The 14,649-nt window shown below is 34.6% G+C and carries 12 protein-coding genes and 1 tRNA gene; 7 read left to right on the forward strand and 6 right to left on the reverse strand.

The window, feature by feature from the left end:
* Window positions 1-16: 16 nt before the first annotated feature.
* Together GTZ96_RS06835 and GTZ96_RS06840 are read right to left on the reverse strand one after the other, a co-directional pair.
* On the reverse strand, window positions 17-2,854 hold the full coding sequence (locus GTZ96_RS06835) for a TonB-dependent receptor (RefSeq protein ID WP_161642210.1): 2,838 nt from the start codon (window positions 2,852-2,854) through the stop codon (window positions 17-19).
* A gap of 649 nt (window positions 2,855-3,503) precedes the next feature.
* Complete coding sequence (locus GTZ96_RS06840; RefSeq protein WP_161642212.1) at window positions 3,504-4,718, reverse strand: MFS transporter; 1,215 nt, start codon at window positions 4,716-4,718, stop codon at window positions 3,504-3,506.
* Window positions 4,719-5,083: 365 nt separating this feature from the next.
* Here GTZ96_RS06840 and GTZ96_RS06845 point away from each other — a divergent pair, with 365 nt between their 5' ends.
* Both GTZ96_RS06845 and GTZ96_RS06850 read left to right on the forward strand, forming a co-directional pair.
* The gene (locus GTZ96_RS06845; protein ID WP_161642214.1) at window positions 5,084-5,350 is read left to right on the forward strand and encodes a type II toxin-antitoxin system Phd/YefM family antitoxin; all 267 of its coding nucleotides are present in this window, start codon (window positions 5,084-5,086) and stop codon (window positions 5,348-5,350) included.
* Between the two features lies 1 nt (window position 5,351).
* The gene (locus GTZ96_RS06850; RefSeq protein ID WP_161642216.1) at window positions 5,352-5,630 is read left to right on the forward strand and encodes a Txe/YoeB family addiction module toxin; all 279 of its coding nucleotides are present in this window, start codon (window positions 5,352-5,354) and stop codon (window positions 5,628-5,630) included.
* 182 nt (window positions 5,631-5,812) lie between these two features.
* Here GTZ96_RS06850 and GTZ96_RS06855 read toward each other — a convergent pair whose 3' ends face one another.
* Together GTZ96_RS06855 and GTZ96_RS06860 are read right to left on the reverse strand one after the other, a co-directional pair.
* A complete protein-coding gene (locus GTZ96_RS06855; protein WP_161642219.1) occupies window positions 5,813-6,853 on the reverse strand; it encodes a Gfo/Idh/MocA family oxidoreductase in 1,041 nt (346 codons plus the stop codon).
* Between the two features lie 96 nt (window positions 6,854-6,949).
* Entirely contained in the window at window positions 6,950-8,011 is a 1,062-nt protein-coding gene (locus GTZ96_RS06860; protein ID WP_161642221.1) for an NADH:flavin oxidoreductase/NADH oxidase, read from the reverse strand.
* A 189-nt stretch (window positions 8,012-8,200) separates the two neighbouring features.
* On the opposite strand from GTZ96_RS06860, the gene rseP reads away from it, so the two are divergent.
* Window positions 8,201-9,547, forward strand: coding sequence for an RIP metalloprotease RseP (gene rseP, locus GTZ96_RS06865; RefSeq protein WP_161642223.1), 1,347 nt, complete (start codon window positions 8,201-8,203; stop codon window positions 9,545-9,547).
* Window positions 9,548-9,681: 134 nt separating this feature from the next.
* A tRNA-Asn gene (locus GTZ96_RS06870) sits at window positions 9,682-9,755 on the forward strand.
* 235 nt (window positions 9,756-9,990) lie between these two features.
* On the opposite strand, the gene GTZ96_RS06875 is transcribed toward GTZ96_RS06870, so the two are convergent.
* Together GTZ96_RS06875 and GTZ96_RS06880 are read right to left on the reverse strand one after the other, a co-directional pair.
* On the reverse strand, window positions 9,991-10,422 hold the full coding sequence (locus tag GTZ96_RS06875; protein WP_161642225.1) for a response regulator: 432 nt from the start codon (window positions 10,420-10,422) through the stop codon (window positions 9,991-9,993).
* Between the two features lie 8 nt (window positions 10,423-10,430).
* On the reverse strand, window positions 10,431-11,720 hold the full coding sequence (locus GTZ96_RS06880) for an ATP-binding protein (RefSeq protein WP_161642227.1): 1,290 nt from the start codon (window positions 11,718-11,720) through the stop codon (window positions 10,431-10,433).
* A gap of 395 nt (window positions 11,721-12,115) precedes the next feature.
* Here GTZ96_RS06880 and GTZ96_RS06885 point away from each other — a divergent pair, with 395 nt between their 5' ends.
* From GTZ96_RS06885 to GTZ96_RS06895, 3 genes are all read left to right on the forward strand, one after another.
* Window positions 12,116-13,294, forward strand: coding sequence for a PepSY-like domain-containing protein (locus GTZ96_RS06885; protein ID WP_161642229.1), 1,179 nt, complete (start codon window positions 12,116-12,118; stop codon window positions 13,292-13,294).
* 161 nt (window positions 13,295-13,455) lie between these two features.
* Entirely contained in the window at window positions 13,456-14,040 is a 585-nt protein-coding gene (locus GTZ96_RS06890; protein WP_161642231.1) for an RNA polymerase sigma factor, read from the forward strand.
* Between the two features lie 10 nt (window positions 14,041-14,050).
* Window positions 14,051-14,506, forward strand: a complete 456-nt coding sequence (locus tag GTZ96_RS06895) for a hypothetical protein (protein WP_161642233.1) — start codon at window positions 14,051-14,053, stop codon at window positions 14,504-14,506.
* The last annotated feature ends 143 nt before the right edge of the window (window positions 14,507-14,649 follow it).

Raw genomic sequence — 14,649 nt, forward strand, 5'->3', positions numbered from 1 at the left:
TAGCTAAAATTTTAAATTAGAAACTGAAATAGAGATTCACAAAAAAAGTCCTGCCATAACCATAAAAATATTTGTTACCAAAAGAAGGCGTTCCGCTGGAAACATCCTGGTTGAGTTGCCTGAAATTGGCATTTCGGGCTTGCTCATAACCACCAGTTTTGTATTTGCTGTCCAACACATTATTAATACTCACAAAAAGTCCCAGAAATTTTCCTTTAATACGCCAGGATTTTCCACCTATTAAATTAAGTAAACTCACGGGATCAAATTTTCGCTGTTTTAACAATTCGGCTGCTCTTTCTTCGGTTGCTTCCGGAAAAGGAAATCCGCTGGCAGGATTGGTATAAAAGCGATTGGTTCTGGAAATGGGCGAAACATCAATATAATTCTCAGTCAAATAATTGACATTCGTTCCTATCCACCAATATTTTGGATCGCGATATTCCAAACCCAAACTATACGCCTGCTGCGGCATTCCCGGCTGTTTGTAATTTTTTAAAAGTGCCGTACCAAAATCAAAGGATGGATTGGTATTTTCAATCGAAGCCACCGCATCGTTGTTGATACTCACATTCGGATTGCTATCAAAAGTAAATTGTCCATAAGCTGCAGAAAAACTCGTTTTGAAAGTTGAACTAATTTGGTATTCAAAACTAAATTCAGCTCCAAGGTTTTTTCGATCCAAATGCATTAAAGTCTGACTCACAAAAGCATTGGTATTGGTATAACCTGCTTCATTATCAAAAATTCCTTCGGCATAAAAAAAGCTGATTTTAGTCGCATCTTTAATCGTAGAGTAATAGGCTGTTAACCTTGTTTGAAATTTTGGAGTTCGAAAAACATAAGTTGCATCAAGACTATTAAGTGTTTCACTTTGCAAGCCATCAACTAGGGTATTATTCAATCGCACATTCGAAAAACTATTTCTAAGATTAGGTGCTTTAGTCAAATGCGCCGCATTAAGATTCAAGGATTGTCTTCCGGAAATTTTAAAAATCATTCCGCCTTTGAAACCAAAATTTTCAAAGTTCATTTTTTGGCTTTTGCCAAAAGAAATCGTTTCATAAATTCCATTTTTATACAAGCCTTCCCGTTGATAATTAGTTCTGGAAAAAGATTGCGCCAGATAAAAATCAATTTTATTATACGAAAATTTAAACTGGGTGAAAGCTTCTAACACAGCGGCCGAAAGTCTATAATTGTAACCATAAGCATCGCCCACCTTGACTTGGCGGTTTGGATTGTTTAAATCAGATTGTGCTTGAGTGCCGCTATAAAATCCATCAATATCTTCAAAAAAAGCACCGCCTAATAAGTCCAACAACTTTTGGTAATTATGCGATTTCAAATCCCGATATGAAATTCCCGCATTCACAATCAAGTTTTCAGCGAGCTGGGAATTAAAATTAGAATTCACCGCAATAGTATTATCATCATTTCGGTCTTCATACAACACATAATGACTTTGAGCCGCTTCGTAGCCAATGATATTCGAATTGGCATCTACCACAGGATTCTGATTCGCGCGATACATAGCCTCCCAATCGATTTGAGGATTGGCCAAAAATGCCAATCTGTTTTTCTCAGCATTGTCATAATCCGGAGTAAATTCTCCTGAGAATTCTCCATTATCAGCAGCGTACATGGAAATGTAATAGCTAGGCATTTTTCTAAAATAAGTAGGATCAGGACTATTGGCATTTTGATAATCAATAGTACTGTTGCCAATTTTTCCAAACTGATACAAGACCGCCGAATTCAAATTAGTATGATCGTTTATTTTAAAATAATGATTCAACATAACGATAGGTTCTTCAACGGTTTTTATTCGGGCATTTCTCTTTTCTCCATTTTGATAACCCCAATACGAATTGTAAATCTCGCTGGTTAGATTAGTCACTTCAGCAGTATTTGGTGAGTTTTTCCCTCGCTCATTTGGCGTATAAAATCCTGAAATATTAATCGAATGTTGGTCGTTTAATTTCTTTTCGAAACTAAGAAAAAGAGAATTCGCATCATAATTAGTGCCTTCAAAATGCCCTTCCTGAGCATAGCGTTTTCCAGCAGAAATAACGTAAGCCCAACCCGAATTACTCATGCCCGAAGCATAAGTCGTCATGATGCGGCCAGTGTAATTAGTATTGGTTCCTGAAAATGTGATTCGGCTTCCTTTTCGATAAATAGAGGCTCGGGTATTAATTTGCTGAGTTCCCAGAATCCCTCCAAAAGTATAATCGGACGGAGTCGTTCCAATGGAAAATTCCTGATTTCGAGTAGCATCATTGAGTCCGCCCCAGTTGTTCCAATTGGGTCTGCCATCATACAGTTTATTCATTGTAACTCCATTAATCATGGTAGTTGCATTTTCACTATCCAATCCGCGGATTCTAAAACGGGCCTGTCCCCAGTTGAAAGCGGCGGCTTGCTGAAAAGCATCTCTGGAAGATTGCAATAATCCAGAAGTATTTTCGGAACTGCTGTTGTCATCCGTTAAATCGTCTTCAAAAAGCTGAATTACGGCTGCTTGTTGGTCAGCAACCTGATCTAATTCTAATAGAATCGTTCCTAAATCTAACGCTAAAGTGTTTTGAATTGAAACCGGAAATAGAGCATCTTTGTAACCCTGACTTTGAAAAAGCACTAAATAATCAGCCGATGGAATGGATTCAAAAACAACAATTCCCTCGCTATTAGTGAGCTGAGTGAAATTGGTATTCTGAATAGAAACCACCGCAGCGACTAGTGGTTTTAGTGTTTTAGCATCTAAAACCCTGGCTGAAATTCGAGCTTGATCTTGTGCCAATACCCATTGGATTGACCCAAGACCGAAAAGTATAACAAGAAAATATTTCATAAGCCCAAAGAATTAACCGCAATTATTCTTTATTGAAAAAGAATATTGCACCATCATATAACTTGAAAAAATCTGATTTCGAAGCATAAAAAAATATCCCCAAAAGGAATATTTCATTAATAGTATGGATTGTTATTTTTGGAAATTGGGCTATAAACCAAAAACGATTCAAGCAATATCAAAAGTGGTGGTATTAAATAACTTTTAAAAGTTAGCTAGTTCTTCTGACTATTTAAAAGTAAGAAAAAAATTATTTACTTGAATTTTTTTTTGAAGATTTTTTTATCAAACAGTATCTCATGAATAAAACTCAATAGGAATCGGCTTCGACCTAATGTCCCTAAGTTAAGGATTCGTTCTCCCTGTTCGAGTGTTTTTTAAAAGTAAAATTATATTTACCGATTTTCTTTTTTGCTTGATCAAAAAAGAAACAAAAAAATCAAGTCTTGCGCCTCCTCGTCGGTCAAATTAGTTTTCGAATACTAAAAAAAAATAACTCGCTACGCTCAAACAGATTTTCTTTTTACGTATTCTTCAAACATTTGACACCCGACTGCGGAAGCTAAGGACAGCTGAGTCTCGGCAACAACAGTATACTATTTTTAGGCTAAAAATTATACATTAAAGAGAACAATAGAAGCTTAAAATCTTACTGAATCACTTTAATTCTTGGAACTAAAAAAGCAATAAGAATCCCGAAGATTCCAATAAAAGCGAATGAAAATCGCAAGCCAAACAATTCGGCGATGTATCCAATTACAGGTGGACCCATTAAAAAACCTAGAAAACTCACACTTGACACAGCCGTTAGCGCTTCGCCAGGAGGAATAGTTGGATGTTTTCCAGCAATGCTATAAAGCGTAGGTACAATAGTTGAAACACCTAGTCCTACCAGCATAAAACCGATAGTTGACGGTATTAAAAACGGTAAAAATACCGCTGTAAAAAGTCCCGTTGAGATTAATGCTCCTCCCGTTTGTATTACACTTTTCCTTCCAAATTTATTAATCATTCCATCGCCTAAAAAGCGTCCGGTAGCCATCATAATCATAAAAGAAGTGTAGCCTAAAATAATTAATGGGCCTGGTGCTTCCACAATATCTTTAAAGTAAATTCCGCTCCAATCAAACATAATTCCTTCACTTGCCATCGATCCAAAACCAATAATTCCAAGCCAAACTAAGGACATATCCGGTTTTGAAAACAGCTTTTTCTTCTCGGCAATTTTTCGTTTTTCTTTGGCTTTAACCAAAAACTTATAATTGAAAGCAATAAGCAATAGCGTAATTATCCCAACAACAATAAAATGATGATACGGTGTTAAGTTCAAAGCTAACATTCCTAATCCAACCAAAGCACCTGTAAAACCGGCAAAACTCCAAACCCCGTGAAAAGAAGCCATGATGGTTCTTTTGAAAAGTTGTTCGGTATAAACGCCTTGAGTATTTACGGCTATATTATTCATGTTTCCGAATATCCCAAAAAAGTACAATCCTAAAGCCAGTTGCCAGGCGTTTGTAGCCAAACCTAAATTAGTCAAACAAAGCGCATACATACTCAACGACAAAACCACTAAACGATGACTTCCGTAACGAGTGACTAATTTCCCCGAAAACGCCATCATGGTCAATTGTCCCACTGGAAGTGCAAACAAAATAGAACCTAAATCGGCATCACTAAGATGAAGCGCTACTCTGATATCCGGAATTCTACTTGCCCAAGTTGCAAAACACAATCCCATACCGAAATAAAATGACGAAACTGCAATACGCACTCTTTTTAAATAAGAAAGTTTAGCGTTTCTAAAACTCTTCTTAATCTTTCCTTGTGCTCTAAAGCTTCCTATAAAATTTAATCGTAACAAAGGCTTTGTGTTTTAGGGATTGAAGATGCAAAAATACGAAAAGGATTTTTGGCACTTACTAATTTGGTTTTAGTAACTTATAATACATCGTTATCGTTTATAAGTTTATTAAATCGCATTTTGAATTATTAGTAAAAAGAACACACCGATAGAATTTAAGTCTATAAATTATTTTTACAAATTGTATTTAGCCAATCCCGTTTGTTATTTCAAAATTGGTACAATTCTCGTTTGAAAACAAATTACGATAAATTGAAAATGATATTTTTAAATAATTGATTTTAAATAATTTGGAATAAACTCACCTCAATTATAATTATGTTGTACATTTGCAAGTACAACTTTTGGCGCAAAAAAATCATATTATGAAAGCAGTAACCATATCAACATTAAGAAAAAACATTAAAGGTTATTTTGATGAAGTATCTGAATCATCAGAAACTATTATTGTCCCAAGAAATGGTGAGGATGATGCCGTAGTTATCATTTCTATTCAAGAATATAACGCTATGGCAGAAACTCAACATTTATTATCTACTAAAACCAACAGAAACAGACTTGCAAAATCAATTGAACAAGTTGAGAATGGAGAATTAAAAAAATTCAATTTGGATGAATTAGAACCAGTATAAAATGGATTTAAATTTCACTACAGAAGGCTGGGAAGATTTCGAATATTGGATAGACAACGACTCTGACAAATCCGACAAAATCCGATTATTACTTAAATCTATCAAACAAGATCCATTTAAGGGACTTGGTAAACCTGAACCATTGAAATATGATCTAAAAGGATATTGGTCCAGAAGAATTAGTGGTGAAGATAGATTGGTTTATAAAGTTTCTGGCACTAAAGGAATTGATCAAAAATGCACTGTTATACAATGTAGATTTCATTATGACGACAAATAAAGATTCCTTTAAAAATTGATAATTATAGTTAAGATTTGCGGAGTTCCCCCAGATTATGAAGTGTTCATTTAAAAAATGAATTTATCGTATTTGCTGTACATTCTATGATAAAAAACAATAACCGCAGATTCGCAGCTTAAATAAAATCTGTGAATTTGCGGTCAATATCATTAATAAAACATTTACAAATCAACCACTCTTTTTTCCTGACTACTTTGGATAGCAGCTTCAATAATTTGCATTACTCTTGCCCCATCCTGAGCGGTAACAGGTTCAGCAGTATCATTGATGATGGCATTGTAAACTCCATCAAAAAAGTCATAATAATTCCCTTTAAGCGTTGGGATTTTGCCGTGCATAATTTTGCCGTCAATTTCGGTATGCAAAAACCCTTCTTTTTCTAATGGTTCCGTTCCCCAGGAATCCAAATTTGGTTTCTTCATTACTTTCAAATCGTCTTCCTGCACATCACCTCTTGGTTTTAAGAATGAACCATTTTTACCGTGAATCACATAGGCTGGATTTGGTTCGCGCACAAAGAAACTCGCTTTCAAACGCACTCTAAAATCAGCATAAAACAATAAGATATCTACCCAATCATCCACAACCGAATTTTCACGAGTAGTCCTAATATCGGCAGAAACAGCTTTTGGGAAACCAAACAAATACAAGGCCTGATCAATTAAATGCGGTCCTAAATCTTTCAGGATTCCCGAACCTGAATTCACGGTTTCCTTATGTTGTTTTGGACTCAAAAGTGGATTGTAACGGTCAAAATGGAATTCGGCTTCCACAATCTCACCCAAGGCACCGTCTAATAGAATTTGGCGTACGGTTTTCAAATCGCTGTCCCATCTTCTATTTTGGAAAACGGCCAACTTCAATCCTTTTTCTTGGGCTAAAGCCGCTAATTCCTGAGCTTCGGCAACTGTTGTAGTAAACGCTTTTTCAACAATGGCGTGTTTTCCTGCTTCCAAAACTCTTTTGGCATATTCAAAATGGGTATCGATTGGTGTATTTACTACTACCAAATCCACATCAGAAGCTAAAATTTCGTCAATAGACTCGTAACTTTTTACCTGAGGATAATCTTCCTGAATTAATTTTTTGCTTCTTTCCCAGGAACCCAATAATTCAAAACCGGGATGTAATTCTAGAAATGGTGCTTGAAATACTTTCCCCGACATCCCATAAGAAAGTAAGGCTGCTTTTATTGTTTTCATATTTTTTTATATTAGATTTTAGAATGTAGATTTTAGATTAGTTGGAAATAGAAAATTGATTTCAGAATTCAAAACTCTAAAATCAGCAATCTAAAATTATTTAGCTCTTTCGTATTGTGAAGGCCAAGCCACATCATCAGCTAATGCTTTCGCAAAATGCAATCCTAAATTAGGGTCACGGAGTGATGCTCTGGCAAACAAAACCAAATCGGCTTTTTCACTCGTCAGGATTTCTTCGGCATGATTGGCTTCTGTAATTAATCCAACCGCTCCCGTTAAAATTCCTGTTTCTTTTTTTATTTTTTCGGAAAAAGGCACTTGATAACCCGCCTCTAATGGAATTTTTTGGAACGAAACCAATCCACCCGAAGATACATCAATTAAATCGACTCCTTTTTCTTTTAGAATTTTAGAAAACTGTATGGATTCTTCAACATTCCAACCGCCTTCAGCCCAATCTGTAGCAGAAACACGAACAAACAAAGGCAAATTCGCTGGCCATTCGGTTTGTACCGCCTCGAGAACTTCTATCGTAAAACGGATTCGGTTTTCAAAACTTCCACCGTACTCATCGGTTCTGGTATTGGATAAAGGCGATAAAAATTGATGATTGAGATATCCATGAGCAGCATGAATTTCAAGAACTTCATAACCCGCTTGAACCGCTCTTTTAGTAGTTGCTTTAAAGTCGGAAATTATTTTTTGGATGCCGTTTTTATCTAAAGCCATTGGCGTTTCATCATCATGATACCCTATTGCTGACGGTGCCACCGTCTGCCATCCACCTTGCGAGGCATCGAGTTTTTTATTGCCTTTCCAAGGCGAGGAAACGCTGGCTTTTCTTCCGGCATGCGCCAATTGAATTCCCGGAACTGCATTCTGACTTTTGATAAAAGCCGTAATGGCTTTCAGTTTTTCGATATGTTCGTCTTTCCACAATCCTAAATCTTCAGGCGAAATCCGACCTTCGGGAGCAACTGCTGTCGCCTCCTGAATAATCAATCCCGCTCCGCCACTGGCACGACTTCCTAAATGAACTAAATGCCAATCGTTAGCAAAACCGTCTATTGACGAATATTGACACATTGGAGAAATGGTAATTCTGTTTTTTAGTGTAATACTTTTTATCGAAAGTGGAGAAAATAATTTTGAAGACATAATCCTATTTTTTAAAAACTGTAAAGTAATTTTTATTTCAGAAAAGTAAAGTTACAAGAGCTTAGGGAATATATGAATTGAAATTGAGATTAATTAACAAACATTTAAAACCTTATGGAATAATTATTGTAAAATAAACAAACAGAAAACCTTACTTTTGTACGTCATATTAAGAATCAAAATTAAAAAATGGAAATATTCATTAAGCTTTCTCAATTTTTATTGAGCTTATCATTACTGATCATACTTCACGAACTAGGACATTTTATTCCTGCTAAACTATTTAAAACCAGAGTCGAAAAATTCTATTTGTTTTTTGACGTAAAATATTCCCTTCTAAAAAAGAAAATTGGCGAAACCGAATACGGAATTGGCTGGCTGCCGCTGGGTGGTTACGTAAAAATTTCGGGGATGATTGACGAGAGCATGGACAAAGAACAAATGGCTTTACCTTCACAACCTTGGGAATTTCGTTCTAAACCGGCTTGGCAACGTTTGATAATTATGTTAGGCGGAGTTACCGTAAACTTTATTTTGGCTTTTATTATTTATATCGGGATGGCATTTTATTATGGCGAACAATATATTGCTAATTCTGAAGTAAAAGATGGTGTTTGGATTACCAATCCTGTAATTGAAAAAATAGGAATAAAAACTGGCGATAAAATTGTAGCCATTGACGGAAAACCAGTTCAAAAATTCAATGAAATAACCGAAAAAATTTTAATGGGTAAAGAAATAACCGTTAATAGAGCAGGCATTGAAGAAACCATAAAATTACCTGTTGATTTTATAGATAAATTAATGGATGGTGGAAAAATATCTATTGTATCGTTGAGATTACCTTTTATCGTTACTGATTTAACTGAAGATTCTCCAAACAAAAGTACTTTAAAAGCAAAAGATATTATAACAAGTTTCAACGGAAGATCCATTAAATATGCTGATGAAGTAATTGCTTCTTTAGATACTTTAAAAGGACAAACAGTTCCTGCAATTGTAAAAAGAGATAATGTTGAAGTTCCGGTAAATATTACCGTAAATGATAGTATTAAACTTGGCATTAAATATGCTGCAGCATTACCGTACAGCAATATCAAAAAATTAGGTTTGTATAAAATTAGTAGTGAAAATTATAGTTTCGCTGAATCTATCCCTGTTGGAATTCAAGAAGGGAAAGATCAACTAATAGGCTATGGTAAGCAATTGAAAATGATTTTTAATCCTAATACTGGAGCTTACAAAGGTGTGGGTGGATTTGCTGCTATTTATAATATTTTTCCAAATACCTGGAGCTGGGAAGTATTTTGGGGCATCACTGCTTTGTTATCGATTATGCTTGGAGTAATGAACTTATTGCCTATTCCGGCATTAGATGGTGGCCATGTAATGTTTTTATTATATGAAATAGTTTCAGGAAAAAAACCGAGTGACAAATTCCTAGAGAACGCACAAATGGTTGGTTTCGTTTTACTTATCACACTATTACTATTTGCTAACGGAAATGACATCTACAAGGCAGTTATTGGGAAGTAAAAAAAATTGAAAATTTTTTCATTTTTTGTTTGCTACATTCAAAAAACGTCTTATATTTGCATCCGCTAAGAACAAGGTAACACACCTTAAAATAGCCAACAAAAACGTTCCTTACGCATATTAAATATACAGTTTCCTCCTTAGCTCAGTTGGTTAGAGCATCTGACTGTTAATCAGAGGGTCCTTGGTTCGAGCCCAAGAGGGGGAGCTTTTTTAGAAAGCCATTCAAGCAATTGAGTGGCTTTTTTTTGGTCAAAATTTAACTTATCTGAACTTGGTTCGAGTCCGCCGCGGCGGAGAAGCTTTTTTAGAAAACACTATCTGCAATGATGGTCTTTTTTTTGGCCTAAACTTTTCGATTCCGCGGCAGAAGATTTTTTTAAAAAGACCTCACAAACTCAAGGTCTTTCTTTTTGCTGTAAATACTTTACAAAAGCTGGATTCTAAAGAAAATCCGGGAAATGAGTTTTCATAATATCGTCAATAGTCTCCAGTGATAACGGTTTGCTTTTGAAATCAGAAACTTCAGAAATATCATCGGCTCTGGTTTTGTCATCAGGATTCAAAGAAGTGGTAAGCATGATGATGATAATTTTTCCTTTTTGATACTCCTCTAAAGCGTGGTAAGCTTCTAAAAACTCCCAACCGTCCATCACCGGCATATTGATATCCAATAACGTTAGCATGGGCTGAGGAAATACATCTCCTGCATTTTCAAATTCACCTTTATTGGTAATAAAATCGAGTGCTTCTTTACCGTTTAATACGGTTTGAATATGCTCTGCAATACCCGCTTTTTTAATAATCATCTGGTTGATGAAATTAGTTCCTTTATCATCATCCACTAATAAAACACAATTGAGTTTCTTTTTCATAACCATCTCTAAAGTTTTTGAATTGTAAATTTAAAAGTACTGCCTTCTCCTAACTTTGATTCGGCCCAGATAGTACCGCCATGCAGCTCGACTATTTTTTTACAGTGTGCCAAACCAATACCTGTTCCTTCATAGTCATCGCGATTATTGAGTCTTTTGAAAATGATAAAAAGTTTATGCATATCTCTTTCATCAATACCGATAGAATTATCCTGAATAGAAAAAAGCCAGTTCTTTTCTTCTTCCTGAACAGCAATTTTGACTTCGGGCGCCACTTCTTTTTTTCTGAATTTTATAGCATTACTGATAAGATTCTGAAAAAGCTGTCTTAATTCGACAGCATACCCTTTTAATTCAGGTAAATCATCAACGCTTATTTTAGCCTTACTTTCTGCAAGAGTTATCGCCATATCCGAAAGCACATCCTTTACGATTTGATTGCAATCAGACTCACCTAATTGTTTTTCCCGTCCTATTCTGGAGTAATCAAGTAATCCTTTAACCAGTTCCTGCATGCGTCTGGATGATTTGGATATAAAATCAATATAGAGATCTCCGTTCCCATCTAATTTTCCGGTAAATTCTTTTTCAAAAAGTTCCGTAAAACACACCAATGATCGTAAAGGTTCCTGTAAATCATGGGAAGTGATATAGGTAAATTGCTCCAATTCCTTATTTTGACTTTTCAGAATTTCATTCTGTTTCGCAAGGGTTTTTTCTCTCTTTAAGATCGTTTCGGTTCGTTCTCTTACCTTCTGTTCTAATTCGAAATTCAATTTTTGTATTTCTCTGGAACGTTTAATAATTTCAACTTCCATCTCATCGACCTTTTTCTGTAGGCCCATAGCAATCGCATCATTTTTGGATTGTTCGTTCTTTAACGTTATAAATTCGGTTACGTCTTCCACCCGGTGAATAATATAATCAACTTCATTTTCGGAATTCAGTACCGGAATGTTTATCGGACACCAATAACGCACTTCAAAAACCCCGTCAGCTCTTTGCACATCATAGCGTTGAACTGCCATAGTATGTGGTTCTTTCTCTTTTAATACCGAATGGAGGGATTTGGATAAATTAGCCACGCCATCAGCATGTTTATCATCCGGGTTGTCCGGAAAGACTTCGAATAAATTACGACCAATCATTTCTTCCTTTTTCTTCATTGTCGCCTTTTCATAAGAGTCATTCAGGTCTAAAATGGACAAATCAGTCGATAGGATTAAAAATAAGCTCGGAATGGATTGGAATACTTTTTGGAAATCAATAGTATTCTCTTTGATACTTACATTTCTCATACTTTATAGCTTATAATTAGGTGTTTATTAAGAACTTTCGAAACAAGTCCTTAATAAAATTTAAAATACAATTCCTATTTTTTATTGACACTTTCAATTGTAGGTATTGAAAATCATCAGAGAAAACTGCAACTTCTGTCAAGTGGGGAACTTTAGAAGCCTCATGCTAATATAAGACTTTATTTATAAATTATGAAAAAAAATTTAAAAAACCGCACGAATCATTGGGTATGATTCACTCATTTTTAATTTTTTTTCAATTCTCTAAAACTTTTTAAAATATCAAGGGTCTAATAAATTTTACAAGTTACCATTACAAACCATTTTCGAAGCAAATCTAAATTGGCTAATTATGAAATAATTCTACCTACTATTAACAATTAATCTCAAAAAAAATGAAAAAAATCTCTCTTATTGCAATCGCCTTATCTTGCGCATTGTACAGCTGTTCAACTGACGGTACTGATTCTACTGATACCTCAACTACCGCATCATTAACGTACGAAACCACTAGTGCTGCTACTCTACCCACAACAATTAGTAGTTACGTAGCTAAGACCTATACTGGATCTACTATTTCAGAAGTAAATTTAAATTCAGATGGAACCTACACAATCTATGTTAGCACGGGAGCAACATCCAAAAGCATTACTAACATCAATGCTATTTTTAAACTAAATTTTACTGCTAAAGGACTTTTGTCAAGCTCTAGTAAAATTACTCCAGTTGCCATTAGCGATTTATTAGCATCTATTGTAACCTACATTAATACTAATTATGTTGGTGCTACTATAAATTCGGCTCATGTTAAATCTGACGGCAGTTTTGATGTTTTAATCACAACGGCAGACAAGGTTAAAATCAGACTGCATTTCAGCAGTACAGGCGAATTTGTTTCGGCCCATGAATTGAAAGCGAATGGAAACCACAGACACCATCATTCAGATAAACACACTCGCATAGCTCTTGCCGATTTAGCAAGCAGCATCACCACTTACATTAGTGCTAATTATGCCGGATCAAAAACGGTAGTTGCTTTCTCTGAGGCTGATGGAAGTATCGACGTATTTATAGTTACTGCGGATGGTGCCAAACTCAATTTAAACTTTACAGCGGATGGCACATTTGTATCGGTGAGCACTATTGATGCGTTCCATTTAAGAGAACATACTATTATAACTGCTGCTAATTTACCTGCCGAAATCACCGCTTACATCACAACAAATTATGCAGGCGCAACTATAAACCTAGGACATATCGAACCTGATGGAACTTATGAAGTGTATATTACCACAGCAGCAGCAGCAAAATTAAAATTAACTTTCTCTGCAACATTCCAATTTGTTTCTGAGCAAACTAAGTCTGATTTTGGTAATCACACCTCTATTTCTTTAACTGATTTAATTACTGCAATCACTACTTATATTAACACCAATTATCCTGATGCAGTTATCAATGGAGCTCATAAAGAAAAAGATGGTACTATTGAAGTTTATATCACAACTACTGCCGCTGCTCATTTAGAACTTGAGTTTTCGGCAACAGGAACATTCCTTAGTGTAGAAACAAGGTAATGTAATCATCAAACCCTAACCCATACAGGAAAACAAACTCTTGTATGGGTTTAATTAAAATTTATTTTTAAATTGACAAAGCACCGAATAATTAAATCCTTTTGAATTAGTAATTTAGGCTTTAAATTGTAATTTTGAATTAATAATTGAATTTGTAACTATTGGCAAACGAATCCGATTTTATTGACCAGTTAATTAGCGAAACTCACAGAGACAACGCTTTTAAAAAACTACTTGATCTCTATCAGGTTAGATTGTATTGGCATATAAGGAAATTAGTTATTACTCACGAAAATGCTGACGATGTTTTACAAAATACTTTTATCAGAGTATATAAAAGTCTAGCTAATTTTTCTCAACAAAGTTCCCTTTATACCTGGATGTATAAAATTGCCTACAATGAATCTATTCGTTTTTTAGAACAAAATAAAAACAAACATTCCATCTCAATAGAGGATGTAAACACAAAATATTTGAATTGTTTATTAGAAGACACTTTTTTTGAAGGCGATGCAATGCAATTAAAATTACAAACTGCGGTTTCTGAATTAAACTACAAACAAAGGCAGATATTTAATATGAAGTATTATGATGACCTAAAATTTCGTGAAATTGCAACAATTTTAGAAATGAAAGAAGGAACAATAAAAACATTGTATTATAATGCCGTGAAGTTTATTGAAAATAATATCGAAATATTACCCGTAAAAAAAGGGGAATCAGTTCAAAATACAGAAAACATCTAAGACAAAAAATATGGAAACAAATGATAAAATAAATCAAATGAACGATGATGAATTAAATAAAATTCATTCGGATTCTTTAGGTCTTAATGTTCCTGAAAATTATTTTTTTGAGTCTAAGAATAGAATCCTGAATAAGGTAGTAACTAAAGAAGAGCCTAAAACAATTCCTTTTTACAGAAAAAAAACAATATGGTTTGCTGCAGCAACGCTAACTTTGTTTTTAGGATTAACTGTTTGTAATAAATATGCAGCACTAGATGAACAAAAAATTGCTGACCAACTTACTGATAGCATTGCTCAAATCGATAATGAAAATGGGGCAACAGCTGTTTCAAAAAACAATTTCAACAATCAAATACCAAATATTAGTTTAACTGCCGAAAATGACATTTTAGTTTCTTCATTATTTGTTGAAGAAAAAGAAGTCGATCAATACATTACAAACTGTATTTTAGAAGATATGTAGCCCTTTTTATTAAACTTTTATTGAGTTAGTCATTTAGTTTCTGTATTTTTATGTCTTTAAAAACAGTCGTTATGGAAGTATTTGAAGGACAAAGCATACTAAACTTTATAAAAGAATTGCCAAATGATGAAGCTTGCAAAGCT

Origin of the sequence: Flavobacterium undicola (assembly GCF_009909155.2) — a bacterium.
GTDB lineage: Bacteria > Bacteroidota > Bacteroidia > Flavobacteriales > Flavobacteriaceae > Flavobacterium > Flavobacterium undicola.

Excerpts from the sequence above, each read along its gene's own strand:
- GTZ96_RS06855 (WP_161642219.1), bottom strand. The coding sequence starts at position 6,853 with ATGAAAACAATAAAAGCAGCCTTACTTTCTTATGGGATGTCGGGGAAA.
- GTZ96_RS06895 (WP_161642233.1), top strand. The coding sequence starts at position 14,051 with ATGGAAACAAATGATAAAATAAATCAAATGAACGATGATGAATTAAAT.
- rseP (WP_161642223.1), top strand. The coding sequence starts at position 8,201 with ATGGAAATATTCATTAAGCTTTCTCAATTTTTATTGAGCTTATCATTA.
- GTZ96_RS06885 (WP_161642229.1), top strand. The coding sequence starts at position 12,116 with ATGAAAAAAATCTCTCTTATTGCAATCGCCTTATCTTGCGCATTGTAC.
- GTZ96_RS06835 (WP_161642210.1), bottom strand. The coding sequence starts at position 2,854 with ATGAAATATTTTCTTGTTATACTTTTCGGTCTTGGGTCAATCCAATGG.
- GTZ96_RS06875 (WP_161642225.1), bottom strand. The coding sequence starts at position 10,422 with ATGAAAAAGAAACTCAATTGTGTTTTATTAGTGGATGATGATAAAGGA.
- GTZ96_RS06860 (WP_161642221.1), bottom strand. The coding sequence starts at position 8,011 with ATGTCTTCAAAATTATTTTCTCCACTTTCGATAAAAAGTATTACACTA.
- GTZ96_RS06880 (WP_161642227.1), bottom strand. The coding sequence starts at position 11,720 with ATGAGAAATGTAAGTATCAAAGAGAATACTATTGATTTCCAAAAAGTA.
- GTZ96_RS06850 (WP_161642216.1), top strand. The coding sequence starts at position 5,352 with ATGGATTTAAATTTCACTACAGAAGGCTGGGAAGATTTCGAATATTGG.
- GTZ96_RS06845 (WP_161642214.1), top strand. The coding sequence starts at position 5,084 with ATGAAAGCAGTAACCATATCAACATTAAGAAAAAACATTAAAGGTTAT.